The sequence below is a fragment of the Geodermatophilus chilensis genome, assembly GCF_002802985.1.
Lineage (GTDB): Bacteria > Actinomycetota > Actinomycetes > Mycobacteriales > Geodermatophilaceae > Geodermatophilus > Geodermatophilus chilensis.
On the sequence record NZ_NVPT01000050.1, the window covers coordinates 1 to 15,260 of the forward strand.

The window sequence follows — 15,260 nt, forward strand, 5'->3', positions numbered from 1 at the left end:
AGGCCGACCTCGTTGTCCAACCCCAGGGTTGTGACCGATCTGCCGCTCGACGGTCATTGATGGCAGCCTGCCCGCCCTACTTGTTCAGCAGGCTCCTAGGTGAGTCGGCGCAGCACCTCGTCGACGCTGTGCCGGATGTGCTCCTCCACCTCGGCGGCGATCGTCGCCTCGTCCCCCTCCTCGATGACGCGGACCAGCCGACGGTGCATCGTCGCGTCCCGTTCGGGGTCGTGTCGCACCGCCTGGTCCACGGTCAGCGCGATGTGCACCTGTGACCCGACCGAGGGCCAGATCTTGCGCAGCGTCGGACTGTCGGCCAGGTCCCAGATCGCCTGGTGCAGCGCGATGTGGGTGACGTGGGCCTCCAGGTCGTCCCCGAACTCGATCGCGGCGAGGTGCGACGCCAACGCCTCCCGGACGCCGTCCATCGCAGGCCCGTGCGGATCACGGGACAGGCGCAGTGCGGCCATCGTCTCCAGCGGCACCCGCACCTCGGCGACGTCGCGCAACTCCTCGGCCGTGGGCTGCGCGACGTGGATGCCCTTGTAGGGCACCTGCACGAGAGCGCCCTCGTGGACCAGTTGCTGGAGCGAATCCCGCAGGGTGGGGCGGCTGACGTCGAGCGCCTCGGCGAGGTGGACCTCCTTGATGCGCTGGCCCGGCCGGAGCTCGCCGGTGAGCAGCGCCCGCCGGATCCGCGCCGAGACCTCCTCCCGCCGGGTGGACGAGACGACCCCCCGCCGCTCAGGGTCACGGCCGCATCCGGCAGGGGTGTCTCCTCGGTCATGCAGATTGACTGACGATCCCTGCCGTTCCCCACGTTCCGGAGTGTCCGTGCCCATCACCCGAGGGCGGACCGGCTGGATGTATCACCCGTCCGTGCCCGCCGATCCTGTCCTCGAGCGAACGGCGACCACGGAGCCCCGCATGAACACCTACGACCCGTCGCACCACATCCGCTACGTGCACCTGTCCGGACCGGCGGCCGCCCGCTCGGCTCCCGCGGACGGCTCTCCGCGGGTCGCCGGCCCGGACGAGCAGGTCACCTCCTCAGGAGCTCCGTCCTCCGGCCGCTCCGTGCAGGAGGAAGGCGCCGTACCCGACGACGCGGGCGCGCCCCGTCCCGCTGTCCGCCGACGTGGCCAGGCGGAGCAGCTCGACCGTCAGGTCGCGCTCGGCGGCGTGGTGCAGCAATCCGCGCAGGGGGTGGTGGCCACAGGCGTCGTCCGGTCGCAGGGCGCCGGCGTCGCGGGCCAGGACCGCGTCGGCGGTGCGCCGGTCCCGCTCGCGCGCCGAGCGCTCGTCGAGGTGGTGACTGAGGTCGGTGGAGACGACGGCGAGGGCGCCGTCGAGCGCGAGCAGGACGGCCGCCACGGACTCCGGCCGCGTGCGGCCGACCAGCACCGGTAGCACCGCGACCTCCGGGCCGAGGATCCGCTGGAGGAACGGCAGGTGCGTCTGAAGGGAGTGCTCGCCGTCGTGCGGACGGTCGTCCACCACCACGCCGGGCAGCGCAGCGGCCGCCGTCCGGGCGTCGTCGTCGACCCGCACGGTGCCCAGCGGTGTGGCGAAGCCGTCCACGGCCGGCACCGCCATCCCGTCCAGCGGCCAGAAGTGCGCCGGCCCCAGCAGCACGACGCGGGGGACAGCGTCCGGGGATGCCGTGGTGAGCTGCGCGTACGCGGTCGCGGCCACCGCGCCCGCGTACCGGTAGCCGGCGTGCGGCACGACCAGGGCGGCGGGCGGCACCGGCTGCGGACGGCCGCGGACCTCCCCGAGCAGTCGGTCCACCAGGTCGCTCAGCTGCTCCGGATCAGCCGGGTAGAACCGGCCGGCGACCGCGGGTGGGCGCACGCGCGCCGATCAGCTCCCGGCCACGGACACCGGCAGCCGCCGCGCTCCCCACCGGCCGACCGGCCCGTCGTAGCGGCCCGGGACGGCGGCGCCGCACGAGGCGCAGCGCCCGTCGTCGGTGAGCCGGTAGCGGCCGATGACGTACCAGTCCCGCTCCACGACGGCCTCGCCGCAGGCCGGGCAGGTGGTGCGACCGCCCTCGGCGTCGTGCACGTTGCCCGTGTAGACGAAGCGCAGCCCGTGCTGCCGGGCGATCCGCCCCGCGCGGGTCAGCGTCGCCGGTGGGGTGGGCGGGACGTCGCGCATCTTGAAGTCCGGGTGGAAGGCGGTGAAGTGCAGGGGGACGTCGGGCCCCAGGTTCTCGGCGATCCACGCGCACTCGGCGTCGATCTCCGCGTCGGAGTCGTTGTGCCCCGGGATGAGCAGCGTGGTGATCTCGAACCACACGTCGGTCTCGTGCCGCAGGTACAGCAGGGTGTCGAGCACCGGCTGCAGGCGGGCGGCCGACACCCGCCGGTAGAAGTCGTCGGTGAACGCCTTGAGGTCGACGTTCGCGGCGTCGACGTGCGCGTACAGCTCCCGCCGCGCGTCGTCGCCCACGTAGCCCGCGGTGACCAGGACGGCCTTGATCCCGCGGGCCCGGCAGGCGTCGGCGACGTCCACCGCGTACTCGAGGAAGATCGTCGGGTCGTTGTACGTCATCGCGACGCTGCGGCAGCCCAGCCGCTCGGCGGCCGCGGCGATGTCGTCGGGGCCGGCGGCGTCGGAGAGCCGGTCGATCTCCCGCGACTTGGAGATGTCCCAGTTCTGGCAGAACCGGCAGGACAGGTTGCACCCCGCCGTGCCGAACGACAGCACCGCGCTGCCCGGCAGGAAGTGGTTGAGCGGCTTCTTCTCGATGGGGTCCACGCAGAAGCCGCTCGACCGCCCGTAGGAGGTCAGCACGACCTGGTCGTCGACGCGGCCGCGCACGAAGCACAGCCCCCGCTGCCCCTCGTGCAGCCGGCACTCCCGCGGGCAGACGTCGCACTGCACGCGACCGTCGTCGAGCCGGTGCCAGAACCGGCCCGGCACCGTGAAGCGGTCGGAGAGACTGATGTCGGCCGTCATGACGCCTCCCGCACCCCACGATAGGCGTGCCGGACGGGTCGACGGCGTGCCTCGAGAGCCAGAGCCGCTGGACCGCGCCGCCGGCGGGCGGCCCGGGTTCACCCGGTGCCGCCGGCCTCCCGCGGGGTGCTGGGAATGGCCTCCTCCGCATCTGGAACATCCGGAGCGGCCGGAGGCGTGTCCCGGGGCAGGATCGCCGGCGGTCGCGCCGCGGGGGTGCGTCCGGCGGCCGCCTCCTGCCGGGCCGTGTCGAGGGCGATGATCCGGTTGCCGCGGTTGTGGGACAGCCAGAGCGCGCGGGCCCACGTGTAGATGGCGCCGAGCCGGTTGCCCCAGCCGACCAGGTACATCACGTGGATGAAGACCCACATGACGTAGGCCAGGAAGCCGGTCACCTTCACCCCGAAGGCGTCGGCGACGGCGGAGCGGTAGCCGATCGTGGCCATGGTGCCCTTGTCGAAGTACCGGAAGGGCGGCGTCTGCCGGCCGGCGAGACGGTCCTTGATGACCCGGCCGACGTACTTGCCCTCCTGGATGGCCGGCTGGGCCACCCCGGGCAGCTTGTCCAGCGACGCCATGTCGCCGATGGCGAAGACCTCGGGATGGCCGGGCACCGTGCAGTCGGGGCCCACCGGGATCCGGCCGGCGCGGTCGGTCTCGACGCCGGCCTTCTCCGCCAGCATCCGGGCCAGCGGGGAGGCCTGGACCCCTGCGGCCCAGATGCGGGTGCGCGTGCGGATCGTCTCGAGCCCGTCCGGGCCCTTGACCGTGATGGACTCGTGGTCCATGTCGACGGCCAGGGTGTTCAGCCGTACCTCGATCCCCATCTCCTCCAGGCGCTTCTCGGTGTACGCCTGCAGCTTCGGCGCGAACGGCGGCAGGACGGCCCCCGCGCCCTCCAGCAGGATGATCCGGGCCTGGTGCGTGTCCGCGGAGCGGTAGTCCCGGGGGAGGACGGTGTGCGCCAGTTCCGCGATCTGCCCGACCAGCTCGACGCCGGTCGGCCCGGCGCCGACCACCACGAAGGTGAGCCACTCGGCCCGCTCGGCCGGGTCGGTGGCGATCTCGGCCATCTCGAACTTGGCCAGGATCCCGTCGCGCAGGTACCGGGCGTCCTCGATGGTCTTCATGCCGGGGGCGTACTCGGCCAGCTGGTCCTTGCCGAAGTAGGAGTGGGTCGCCCCGGCGGCGACGACGAGGGTGTCGTAGGGCAGCTCGAGCTGCCGGCCGTCCGGTGCGCGGGCGCCGACCACCCGGCGGTCCAGGTCGAGGTCCTGCACGTCCGCGAGCAGGACGCGGGCGTTCCGCTCCTTCTTGGTCACGCTGCGCAGCGCCGGCGCGATGAGCCCGGGCGGCAGGATGCCCGTCGCCACCTGGTACAGCAGCGGCTGGAAGAGGTGGTGGTTGGCCCGGTCCACCAGCGTCACGTCGACGTCGGCACGGTCGAGGGCCCGGGTGACGTTGAGCCCCCCGAACCCACCTCCCACGACGACGACCCGGTGTCTCCCAGTAACGCTCGCACCCATGGCAGCGCCCCTCATGCCAGGCCGCCCGGGGGGCTGTCGGAACCCGCCTCGCAGCAGCTCCTCGTCGTGGTGTCCCGCCCGACGGATCGTCTCCGCCTGCGGCAGGCCTACCGGAATCCCAGGGCGTACGCCAGTGGATCGGCGCGTCGCCGATGGGCGCAGTCGGGCGCTGGAGTCCCCCGGTCGTCTCCCACCCCGTGGCGACCGGTCGTGGGAACCGATGTCGGACGTCATGGCGCCTGCCGCACCCGCTCATGGCGTGCCGGACGGGGTCGACCGCCCCGTCTCGACCTCACCCCGGTGCCCCGATGTCGGGCTCCGGACACGGAACCGGAGTCGTCCCCGACGGTCGGAGCGCGAGCTTGCGGAGGCCCCTACCTGCGTAGCAGCTTGTGGATCGCCGCCTGGGCCACCGGCTTGACCGTGATCAGGTCCAGGTTCACGTGGTGGGGCAGGTTCACGGCGAAGGCGCAGACCTCGGCCACGTCCTCAGCGGTCAGCGGCTTCTCCACCCCGGCGTAGACCTTCGCCGCGGCCTCGGCGTCCCCACCCAGGCGCGTCAGCGAGAACTCCGGGGTGTGTACGAGACCCGGGGCGACCTCGACCACGCGCACGTTGTGCTCGGCCTCCTCCAGGCGCAGCGCCTCGGTCATCCCGTGCTGGGCGAACTTCGCCGCGTTGTACCCGCCCCCGCCCTCGTAGCCGCGCTGGGAGGCCAGGGAGGTGAGGTCAGCACCGTGCCCTGCCCGTTCTCGCGGAGAGCGGGCAGGAACGCCCGGGTGATGCGCATCGTGCCCAGCACGTTGACCCGGTACATCCACTCCCAGTCCTCGTCCTTGGCCTCAGCCACCCAGTCGGTGCCCCGGGCACCACCGGAGATGTTCAGCAGCGCGTCCACCCGCCCCTGCTCGCCCAGGACCTCGTCCCGTAGAGCTGCCACATCAGCCTCGGAGGTGATGTCGCACGGGGCGGCGATCGCGCCGGTCTCACGGGCCAGTGCCTCGAGCCGCTCGGCGCGGCGGGCCACGGCGTAGACGGTCCACCCGTCGGCGCACAGTCGACGGGCGCTGGCCTCCCCTATCCCGGTCGACGCACCGGTGACGACGGCGACCTTCCCGGGACGGGACAGGACAGCCCCATCCCTGCCGTTCGTGTTCTGGGTCATGGTCCCCACGCTAGCCAGCACCCGGACCGTCGCCGGAGTGCACGGAAACGGCTCCGCACCAGTCCGCTGCCTGGGCGTGCCACTGCCACAGGCCTCCCGACACGACGTCTGTCGCGTTCGTCCTCGCCCGGATCAGCCTCGTCCCCGCCGCGCTCTCCCGCCTCGGGCGACGATGCCGAGCGCCCACAGCAGCCCTCCCGGGGGTGGGCAGGATCGGCGCCCCCAGCGGCCGGGCGCACCGACGCAGCACCGGGTCGGCGCGCACCGGTGCGGAACCGCGCCCCCCTGGCTAACGTCCAGCCGCATGAGGGACACCGACCTCCGGGTGGCGATCGTCGGGGCCGGCATCGGAGGGCTGTCCCTGGCCCTGGCTCTGCGGGAGCGCGGCGTGCGGGCCGAGGTGTTCGAGCAGGCCCCGGAGCTGACCGAGATCGGCGCCGCGATCGCGCTGTCGGCCAACGCCACGCGCGAGTACGCCCGGCTGGGCCTGGTCGACGAGCTGGCCGCGGCCTCCACCATCCCCACGGAGCTGATCTACCGCCACTGGCAGGACGGCAGCCGCATCGCCGCCCATCCCGTGCGCAAGGACGACGCCTACGTGAGTCGGTTCGGTGCGCCGTACTTCGACATCCACCGCGCCGACCTGCAGAAGACCCTCAGCGGCGCATTCGGCGTCGAACACCTGCACCTCGGCTGCCGACTGACCGATCTCGTCCCGGAGCGCGACTCGGTCGTCCTGGAGTTCGCCAACGGCCGGATCGAACGCGCCGACGTGGTCGTCGGCGCCGACGGCGTGCGGTCCACCGTCCGCCGGTGGGTCACCGGCGCGGACGACGCCGTCTACTCCGGCACCAGCGCCTTCCGCGGCATCGTGCTCACCGAGAGCCTGCCCTCACTGCCGGACCCGCACACGATCCAGTTCTGGATGGGCCCCGACGCGCACCTCCTGCACTACGCGATCGGCGGCGCCGGTGAGTTGGTCAACTTCTTCGCGGTGGTGGAAGGCCCCTCGATCTGGCTGCATGACGGCACGGTGGCCGAGGTCCACGAGGACGTCCCGGTGGCCTCCTTCCGGGGCTGGCACCCCGCCGTCACCGAGATGGTCCGAGCGGCCGAGAGCCCGCTCCGCTGGGGGCTGTTCACGGTGCGCCCCCTGCTGCGCTGGTACCGGGGCCGGGTCGTCATCCTGGGCGACGCCGCCCACGGCATGCTGCCGCACCAGGGACAGGGCGCCAACGCCTCGATCGAGGATGCCTTCGCCCTGGCCGCACTGCTCGACGACGCTCGGCCCGGCGACGACCTCGAGCCGGTGTTCTCCCGGTTCCAGACGCTTCGCCGGGCCCGCACGCGCGCGATCCAGCGCAGCTCCTGGGTCACCAACTCCCTGCTCCACCTGCCCGAAGGACCGGCCGCCCGGATGCGGAACGCGAAGATGGCGAGGTTCCCGGAGGACTTCGGCTGGATCCACGAGTACGACGTGCAGCAGGCGCTCCAGCCGTCGGCTCCCGGGACTCGCTGAGCGACGGAACACCCCGCCACCGACCGGAGGCAGCATCCTGATGGCGCGAGACGAGCTCGAAGACGGGTTCGCGGAGGTCCTGGGAACGGTCGCCGGCATCGATCGCGCCGACATCGCCCCGGAGAGTTCCTTCACCGAGGACCTCGGCATCGACTCCCTGACCATGGCCGAGGTCGTCGTCGCCGCTGAGGACCGGTTCGGCGTGCTCCTCCCCGACGACGACTGGGCGCGGTTCACGACGGTGGGCGACGCCCTCCGGTACCTGGAGCAGTCGACCACCGCGCCGCCATGGACGCCGCCTCGAGCTCGATAGGGGCCGGGGGCTGCCTCGGGCGGTGCATCCCGCCCGTGCGTGCGCCCCCCGGCTGATCCGCCACGGATCGGCGGTGGAGTGTCAGCACCAGCAGCGGTGGGTGCACTGCCGGGACGGCGCTCAGCTCCGCACGGAGGAGAAGTCCGGGCGCTCCAGCAGCCCGGAGACGGCCAACCCGACGAGCAGGCCCCAGAAGGCGGCCCCGACGTTGAGGACCGTCACGTCGGCGACGGTGACCACGAAGGTCACCAGGGCGCCGAGGGTGAAGCGCGTGCTGAAGGCCGCGACGAACGACGCCTGCAGCACCCGCAGCAGGGCCAGCCCACCGAGGGCGGCGATGAAGGCCGGCGGCGTGGCGAGCATGGCACTGGTGAACAGCGGCGAGAACAGACCGAACAGCATGGCGAGCAGACCGCAGGCGATCCCGGCGGTGTACTGCCGGGATCGCTCGCCGGATGCCGAGAGCAGGGCGTTGGTCGGCCCGGTCAGGCAGGTCGACACCGTGCCCACCGCCGCGGTCAGGAGCGACCATGCTCCGCAGGCGACGGTGGTGGCGTTGATCGGTGGCGCATGCCCGACCGCGCGCAGCACCGCGATCCCCTGTCCGTTCTGCACCACGAGCACGGTGATGGCCAGCGGCACGACCAGCTCCACCATCGCCTGCAGCGACCACTCGGGCGCCTGGAGCACCGGCGCGGCGAACCACTCCGCCCCGGCCGCAGCCGGGTCCAGGCGGCCGGACGTCCCGACGACCACACCTCCGACGACCAGCGCGCCGATGATCGGGGGGATCCGCCGACCCAGCCCGGGCAGGGCGTTGAGCAGCAGGAAGGCCACGACCATCGGGGCGGCGATCAGGACGTCGTCCTGCAGGGAGCGCACCAGGTCGACACCGAACCGCAGGAAGATGCCGGCGACCATGGCCATCACGATCGGCATGGGTACGACGGCCATGGCCCGGCGGACCCACCCGCTCAGCCCGAGGAGGAGGACCAGCAGACCGGTGGCGAAGAAGGCGCCGACCACCTGCGGCCAGGTGAGGTGGGTCAGGGCCGGCCCGACGAGCACGGTGCCGGGGATCGTCCAGAAGAAGGCCAGCGGCTGCTGGTAGAGCCAGCACGCCACGACCGTGAGGACGCCGTTGAGGAAGAAGGCGCCGAAGAGCCACGAGGCCAGCTCCTCCTGGGACAGCCCGCCCTGCGCGCCCACCGCCAGGATCACCGCGACCGGGCCGGTGGCCGCGAAGATCACGCCGACGAGGCCGTTGGCGGCATAGACCGTCCCACCGTCCCGCCGCAGCCGTCGCGGGCCGGGCAGGGGCCGGACGGGGCGCTCGATCAGGTGCTCACGCACCGCCGCCCCGGGAACGGCGTTCTCGTCGGCGCTCCGTGGTCTCATGTGCTCCGTTCCCGTCTGGTCACCACGCGCGTGTCATGTCCGTGCGGGGACGAGGGCAACCGTGGGCGCTGCGCTGCCTCGTCGGCGCGGCGGAACGACCACCGAGCAGCTGCTCGCAAGGAGGACGCTCCCGCCCGTGCGACCGTCGGTCGGCGGTCGCCGTCCGCGTGACCGCTCTGGGGACGTCCGGCCTCTCGAGGCCGCGCACCCGCGCTTCCGCCACCTGACCCCGAGGTGCACGACTGGCCTCGCCGTCCCGGGTTCTCCGCGCCTCCCCGGCCCGGGCCGGTCGAGGTCACGCTCGACTCCCCGGACGAGTCGGGGTGATCACCGGGGTGGACTCCTACCGCCGCTCCTCCTGGGGCGGCCGGGCCAGCAGGATCGAGTAGGGCGGGTGCTGGTGGATCACCCGCTCGGCCGTCCGGGATCCCCGGTGGTGCTGGTGCCCGAGGACGAGGAGGTCCACCTCGAGATCCTCGGCTCGCTGCAGGATGACGTCGGCGGCGTCGTGCTCCGTGGCGACGACCATCTCGCCGTGGGCGTCGATGCCTGCGGCGCACAGCCGGTCGACCAGCTGCTGCACCGCGGCCCGGTCGGCGTCCTCGGCGTCGTCGTCTGCCGACCAGACACCGAGGCGGGCCGAACCGCCGGTGATGTCCTCCGGGATGATGTGCCCCCGGGCCACGTGCAGCACGTGCACGGTGGCCCCGGTCAGCGTGCCGATCTGCTCGGTCCGCCGGATCGCGGAGGCGTTCTCCTCCGTGGGGTGCGCGTCGATCGCGACGAGGATCCGCTCATACACCGTTGCTCGCCTCCCTGGAGGAATGGGGGATCGACGGACGACCCGCTCTCGAGAGCGGTTCCGCGCGACCGGTGATCATCGCCCGGCGGAGGGCTGCGCTGCGCCGGTGGGCTCCACCGGCACGGCCCTGGCCGCGACCGCTCGCCGGGCCACGGGGACCAGCAGGGTGAGGAGTGCACCGAAGGCCGCCAGCCCGGTCAGCACGTAGAAGATGGCCTCCAGCTCGAGCCCTGCGGCCACGAGGAGGCCGCCGACCATGGGGCCCGCGACACCGCCCAGGCGCCCGAAGCCCGCGCACCAGGCGACGCCGGCGCTGCGCACGTTGGTGCGGTAGTAGTTGGCCACGAAGCCGTAGATCAGGATCTGGGTACCGCTCGTCCCCGCCCCGACGACCGCGACGAAGAGCAGCAGCAGCGCCAGCGGAGCGTCGACGGTGAGCAGCGCCAGGGCGATCGCCCCGATCAGGAACGACGCGGCGACCACCAGTTTGGGCCCGAACCGGTCGGCGAGCCGGGAAGCCACCAGGGCCGCGACGACCGCCCCGCCGTTGAGCACCAGGAGGAAGGACAACGATCCCTGCGTCGAGTACCCGGCGCGGCCCATGAGCTCGGGCAGCCAGGTGTTCAGCACGTAGACCAGGATCAGTCCGGTGGCGCTCATGAACCCCAGCACCAGCGTGGGGAACCAGTACTGCCGACCGAACAGGCCCGCGAAGCCCGCCCGCTCACGCCGGACCGGCGTCGTGGCGTCGCCGGGCGCGGGGCTGGACGTCGCGATGATCGGCACGCCGGTGCGCTCGGAGACCCTCCGGGCCTCCTCCAGCCGACCGCGGGACGCGAGCCAGCTCGGTGACTCCGGCATCAGGAAGAAGGCCAGCGGCAACAGGGTCACCAACGGGATCGCGCCGATCCAGAACATGCCGCGCCAGCCGATCTCCCCCAGCAGCAGGATCGCCAACAGCGCGGCCAGCAGGCTCCCGATCGGCACACCGGAGTAGGTGATGGCGTTGGCGAGGTTCTTCTTGCCCGCCGGTGCGTACTCGGCGACCAGGGCGCCGGTGGTGGCGACCAGGGCCCCGACGCCGATGCCGGTGAGGAAGCGCATGAGCCCGAACCCGCCGACGGTGTCCATCAGCGCGGTCGCGCCCATGCCGACGCTGAACCACGCGTACGCCGTCAGCATGACCTTCCGGCGGCCGACGATGTCGGCCACGCTGCCGGCGAGCAGGGCGCCGACCAGCACGCCGAACAGCGCGTAGCTGCCCAGAGCCCCGGCGACGGGCGGCGTCACCTGTCCGATCTGGCCGGGGTCGGAGAGGAACAGCGGGACGACGGTGCCGTAGACGACCAGGTCGTACCCGTCGAATATGAGACCGAGAGTGGCCAGCGCGACGACCCAGACCACGGTCCGCCGACGCCGGGCCTCCTGCTCCGGGGTCGGCTCCGTGGCGGCGTCCGGTGAGCCACCGGTGGCGATTGACATTGCGGACCTCCTGGAAGCGCTGGTGCGGCCGAACACGTCCGTGGGCGCAGCATCCGGCACCGCGGGCCCCGCAGGATCCGGGGTCACACCTCCATGCCGGATGCGGGATGGGTTCGAGCAGTTCGGGGCCGGTGGCGGTGGGTCTCAGCCCCGGTCGGGGAACTCGGGCGGCGCGAACACCACCATGAGGTGGAGGTCCTCCCTGATCTCGACGAAGCGGTGGTCCTCGCCGTGGTCGACGGAGACCACGCTGCCGGGGCCGACCTCCACATCGTGATCGCGGACCCGAAGCGTTCCCTGCCCGCGCAGGACGAGGTACACCTCGTCGGCGGCATGCGGGTGCTGCCGGTCCTCGGCGCCGACCGGGAGCCGGTACAGCCCGACGGACATGCCCCGTCGCCGCAGGAACTCGAGGTACGGCTGGTCGGACTCGCTCGACTGCCGCTCGAGGTCCTCGAGCCGGAAGGCCTGGAACGCGGTCACCACTCCTCCTCTTCTCAGATCAGGGGACGCACCACCCTGGGATCACAGGGGGCACGGGGGATCAGCCCAGACCGGCCCGCCGCCTCCCCGATGCGGGCGCGCAACATGGCCTCGGCGTGTCCGGTGCCCGCGATGACGATCCCGCGGGCGCGTCGAGGACCCCCTCGCTCGGACCTCGATGCCCCTGTCCTCGAGCCTCGTGCCGAGGTCCTCGAACATCGGCTGTCACGGCCACCTCCCCTGTGACCCGGTGCAGGCCGGTGTGCGCGGCTCTGTGACCTGGATCACCGCAGCGTAGAGGTGTTGCCACGTGTTGGCGTCTCCATCCGGGGCCTGGACGGAGGTCGTACACAATGGCCCCGCATTCAGACGGAATGACCGATCCGGAGCGGCTACCGGCCTGGCCAGAGGCCCATTGCGACCTCGACTGCTGGACGGCCACCCACCGTGTCGGCGACGATGGCACGACTCCATTCCGGAATCGCAGGCCCGGCCCATGATGCGCGGTCGGAGTACCGCGCTGAGATCCGAGGAGCACAGCCATGACCGACACCCAGCAGAGCCCCACCGCGGCCGGTTCGGGCGCCAGCGCGACCGAGTCGTTCCTGACCGGCGAGATGTACCAGGCTGCCCGCCAGGTGCCCCCGGAGCGGGTCGACGCGGTGGTCCGCGCGGTACTGGACGGCGTGCACACGGCCATCCGGGAGCACAAGGTCACCTATCCGGAGTTCCAGGCCGCCAAGGCCTGGCTCATCCAGGTCGGCGAGGGCGGCGAGTGGCCGCTGTTCCTCGACGTCTTCGTCGAGCACGTCGTCGAGGAGGTGCAGGCGGAGACACAGCAGGGCACCAAGGGCACCATCCTCGGCCCCTACTACCTGCCCGGCCAGAAGCGGCTCACCTCCCCGGCCACCCTGCCCATGCGCGGGGACGAGAAGGGCACCCCGCTGGTCTTCGCCGGCCAGGTCCGCGATCACGACGGCAACCCGATCCCCGGCGCCGAGATCGACATCTGGCAGGCCGACGCCGACGGCTACTACTCCGGCTTCGCCCCGCACCTGCCCGAGGGCAACCTGCGCGCCCTGGTCGTCGCCGACGACGAGGGCCGTTTCGAGATCCGCACGGTGCAGCCGGCGCCCTACCAGATCCCGACGGACGGCCCCACCGGCAAACTGATCGAGGCCGCCGGCTGGCACCCCTGGCGCCCGGCTCACCTGCACCTGATCGTCAGCGCCCCCGGCCACCGGGCCATCACCACCCAGCTGTACTTCCGCGGCGGCGAGTGGCTCGACAGCGATGTCGCCTCCGCGGTCAAGCCGGAGCTCATCCTCGATCCCGAGGACCAGGGCGACGGCACCCGGCGCGTCCGGTACGACTTCGAACTGGAACGCGACGAGGGCGCCCGAGCCGCGTGACCCCCCGCCCCGGGCCGGACAGCGGCAACCCGCGCCCGGCCCGGGGCGCCCCCGGCGGAGGGAGCCGACCGTGGAGGATCCGGCGATCGATCGCGTCGAGACGGTGGTCCTCGACGTCGCGCCGGTGCGGCCGCCATGCCGGGGGTGACCTACGGCGGCGAGCTGTTCGGCCCGCTGCTCGTGCGTGCGGAGCTGCTCACCCAGCCGTTGCGTCCCGCCGACGGCTGCCTGCACCTGCTCGACGGCCCAGGGCGCGGGGTGGGGTTCGATCCGGCCGCCGTCGCCCCGGTCCAGGAGGAACTGAGGATGCTCTTCCACGTGCGCATGGACGTCGCCGTCCCCCGTGACCTGGACCCCGACGAGCGCGCCCGGCTGGTGACCACCGAGAAGGCCCGGGCGTTGGAGCTGCAGCGCGCCGGCACCTGGGTGCACCTGTGGCGGGTGGTCGGCCAGTACAGCAACATCAGCGTCTTCGACGTCTCGGGAACCGACGAGCTGCACGAGATCCTGTGGAACCTGCCGCTCTTCCCGTTCATGACGATCACGGTGACCCCGCTGACCGAGCACCCGTCGGCACTGTCGGCCAACCCGTGAGCTCGGTCGAGCAGCAGCTGCTGCGGCTCGAGGACGTCGAGGCGATCCGGACCCTCGACGCCACCTGCTGGCGCCTGCTCGACGACGGCCGGCCGGCGCCGGTCGCGCTGTCGACCGGGGACGGCGTCCTGGACGGGCCCAGCCGGGTCCCGAGGCACCGGGGTCGAGCAGGTGCGGTCCTCCTCCTGGGTGCCGCCGGCGGGAGGTGGGGACCAGCACCGCTTCGCCCCCGGGTCCGCCCGGACCGCCGCCATCCCCTGGGGGAGCCGCATGACCGCACGACTGCACGCCGTCGAGGACGGCCCGGAGGACGCCCCCGTGCTGGTCCTCGGCCCCTCGCTGGGCACCGACACCGGCCTGTTCGACCCCCAGGTCGCCGAGTTCGCCCGCACCCACCGGGTGATCCGCTACGACCTGCGGGGGCACGGCGGCTCGGAGGTCGTGCCCGGGCCGTGCACGATGGCCGACCTCGCCGGTGACGTGCTGGCGCTGCTGGGCTCCCGGGGGGTGGAGCGGTTCTCCTACGCCGGCGTCTCCATCGGCGGCGCCATCGGCCAGCAGCTCACGCTCACCGTCCCCGGCAGGCTGCAGAAGCTGGCGATCATCGCCTCCGCGGCGCAGTTCGCCGATCCGCCGTCGTGGGCGGTGCGGGCCGCGCAGGTGCGCGAGCAGGGCACCGAGATCCTCGTGCCCTCTCGCACCGGCACCTGGTTCACCGCCGATTGGGCAGCGGAGGAACCGGCCGCGGCCGAGCGGCTGCTGGGCATGCTGCGGGCCACCCCCGCGGAGGGCTACGCCGCCTGCTGCGAGGCGATCGGCGCCTTCGACGTCCGCGACCGGCTCGGCGGCATCGCCGCCCCGACGCTGGTCGTCGCTGGCGCCGAGGACCCGGCGACCACCGTCGACATGGTCCGACTGCTCGCCGACGGCATCCCGGACAGCGAGATCGTCGTCGTCCCCGGGGCCGCCCACCTGCCCAACGCCACCCATCCCGGAGCGGTGAACGCCGCGCTGCGAGGCCACTTCGGCGACTGAGGAGCCCGTCCGTGCAACGCCAGCGGGCAGGACGACGGCGCCGCGGTCTGCGTGGTCACCTCGCCGGAGAAGGCCGCCGAGCTGGGCCTGACGCCGCTGGCACGGCTGGTGTCCTGGGCGGTGGCCGGCGTCCCGCCGAAGACGATGGGCATCGGGCCGGTGCCGGCCACCGCCGAGGCGCTCGCGCTGGCCGACGTGGAGCTCGCCGAGGTCGACCTGATCGAGCTCAACGAGGCCTTCGCCAGCCAGGTGCGGGCCGTGACCCGCGAGTGGGGCTCCGCCGACGCCGACTTCGAGCGGACCAACGTCAACGGCTCCGGCATCTCGCTGGGCCACCCGGTGGGCGCCACCGGCGGGCGCATCCTGGCCACCCTCACCCGGGAGATGGCCCGCCGCGACGCCCGCTACGGGCTGGAGACGATGTGCATCGGCGGCGGCCAGGGCCTCGCCGCCCTGTTCGAACGCGTCTGGAGAGAGCGGCCGCCGCGGAGGTGCTGGACCTGCTGAGCGGTGATCGCCACGACCGGCACGCTGGGTGCTCGGCTGCACCGTCGCCGCTGGGATCGG

Annotated in this window: 16 protein-coding genes; 6 read left to right on the forward strand and 10 right to left on the reverse strand. The window is 72.9% G+C overall.

Translation table 11 applies throughout. The annotated features are described in order from the left end of the window. Positions 1-95: 95 nt before the first annotated feature. The 6 genes from CNO22_RS10410 to CNO22_RS10430 form a co-directional block, all read right to left on the reverse strand. Positions 96-842, reverse strand: a complete 747-nt coding sequence (locus CNO22_RS10410) for a GntR family transcriptional regulator (protein WP_100499307.1) — start codon at positions 840-842, stop codon at positions 96-98. A gap of 208 nt (positions 843-1,050) precedes the next feature. Next, positions 1,051-1,854, reverse strand: a complete 804-nt coding sequence (gene amrB / locus CNO22_RS10415; protein ID WP_100499308.1) for an AmmeMemoRadiSam system protein B — start codon at positions 1,852-1,854, stop codon at positions 1,051-1,053. Between the two features lie 9 nt (positions 1,855-1,863). Then, complete coding sequence (gene amrS, locus CNO22_RS10420; RefSeq protein WP_100499309.1) at positions 1,864-2,964, reverse strand: AmmeMemoRadiSam system radical SAM enzyme; 1,101 nt, start codon at positions 2,962-2,964, stop codon at positions 1,864-1,866. A 98-nt stretch (positions 2,965-3,062) separates the two neighbouring features. After that, positions 3,063-4,451 carry an NAD(P)/FAD-dependent oxidoreductase gene (locus CNO22_RS10425; protein WP_232806938.1) on the reverse strand — a complete coding sequence of 463 codons (1,389 nt, stop codon included), beginning with the start codon at positions 4,449-4,451 and terminating at the stop codon, positions 3,063-3,065. 413 nt (positions 4,452-4,864) lie between these two features. Further along, positions 4,865-5,209: an SDR family oxidoreductase gene (locus CNO22_RS29670; RefSeq protein WP_269799586.1), complete on the reverse strand. Its 345-nt coding sequence runs from the start codon at positions 5,207-5,209 to the stop codon at positions 4,865-4,867. Then, a complete protein-coding gene (locus CNO22_RS10430) occupies positions 5,140-5,655 on the reverse strand; it encodes an SDR family oxidoreductase (protein WP_269799585.1) in 516 nt (171 codons plus the stop codon). Before CNO22_RS10430 ends, CNO22_RS29670 begins: the two co-directional genes overlap by 70 nt. A gap of 304 nt (positions 5,656-5,959) precedes the next feature. Here CNO22_RS10430 and CNO22_RS10435 point away from each other — a divergent pair, with 304 nt between their 5' ends. Both CNO22_RS10435 and CNO22_RS10440 read left to right on the forward strand, forming a co-directional pair. After that, positions 5,960-7,174, forward strand: a complete 1,215-nt coding sequence (locus CNO22_RS10435) for an FAD-dependent monooxygenase (protein ID WP_100499311.1) — start codon at positions 5,960-5,962, stop codon at positions 7,172-7,174. A gap of 40 nt (positions 7,175-7,214) precedes the next feature. Continuing rightward, positions 7,215-7,487, forward strand: a complete 273-nt coding sequence (locus CNO22_RS10440; protein WP_100499312.1) for an acyl carrier protein — start codon at positions 7,215-7,217, stop codon at positions 7,485-7,487. A gap of 120 nt (positions 7,488-7,607) precedes the next feature. Here the strand turns inward: CNO22_RS10440 and CNO22_RS10445 are convergent, their stop codons facing one another. The 4 genes from CNO22_RS10445 to CNO22_RS10460 all read right to left on the reverse strand — a co-directional run bounded on the left by CNO22_RS10445 (position 7,608) and on the right by CNO22_RS10460 (position 11,652). Continuing rightward, positions 7,608-8,885 carry a benzoate/H(+) symporter BenE family transporter gene (locus tag CNO22_RS10445; protein ID WP_100499313.1) on the reverse strand — a complete coding sequence of 426 codons (1,278 nt, stop codon included), beginning with the start codon at positions 8,883-8,885 and terminating at the stop codon, positions 7,608-7,610. 343 nt (positions 8,886-9,228) lie between these two features. After that, positions 9,229-9,687 (reverse strand): universal stress protein, encoded by a 459-nt coding sequence (locus CNO22_RS10450; RefSeq protein ID WP_157936883.1) that lies wholly within the window; start codon positions 9,685-9,687, stop codon positions 9,229-9,231. Positions 9,688-9,762: 75 nt separating this feature from the next. Then, entirely contained in the window at positions 9,763-11,169 is a 1,407-nt protein-coding gene (locus CNO22_RS10455) for an MFS transporter (RefSeq protein WP_100499315.1), read from the reverse strand. A gap of 144 nt (positions 11,170-11,313) precedes the next feature. Beyond that, on the reverse strand, positions 11,314-11,652 hold the full coding sequence (locus CNO22_RS10460) for a cupin domain-containing protein (protein WP_232806939.1): 339 nt from the start codon (positions 11,650-11,652) through the stop codon (positions 11,314-11,316). 542 nt (positions 11,653-12,194) lie between these two features. On the opposite strand from CNO22_RS10460, the gene catA reads away from it, so the two are divergent. From catA to CNO22_RS10480, 4 genes are all read left to right on the forward strand, one after another. Then, positions 12,195-13,064, forward strand: coding sequence for a catechol 1,2-dioxygenase (catA, locus tag CNO22_RS10465; RefSeq protein ID WP_100499316.1), 870 nt, complete (start codon positions 12,195-12,197; stop codon positions 13,062-13,064). A 135-nt stretch (positions 13,065-13,199) separates the two neighbouring features. Further along, complete coding sequence (locus tag CNO22_RS28980) at positions 13,200-13,658, forward strand: muconolactone Delta-isomerase (protein ID WP_232806940.1); 459 nt, start codon at positions 13,200-13,202, stop codon at positions 13,656-13,658. A 270-nt stretch (positions 13,659-13,928) separates the two neighbouring features. After that, positions 13,929-14,693, forward strand: coding sequence for a 3-oxoadipate enol-lactonase (gene pcaD, locus CNO22_RS10475; protein ID WP_100499331.1), 765 nt, complete (start codon positions 13,929-13,931; stop codon positions 14,691-14,693). A gap of 51 nt (positions 14,694-14,744) precedes the next feature. Then, entirely contained in the window at positions 14,745-15,200 is a 456-nt protein-coding gene (locus CNO22_RS10480) for an acetyl-CoA C-acetyltransferase (RefSeq protein ID WP_232806941.1), read from the forward strand. Positions 15,201-15,260 lie beyond the last annotated feature (60 nt).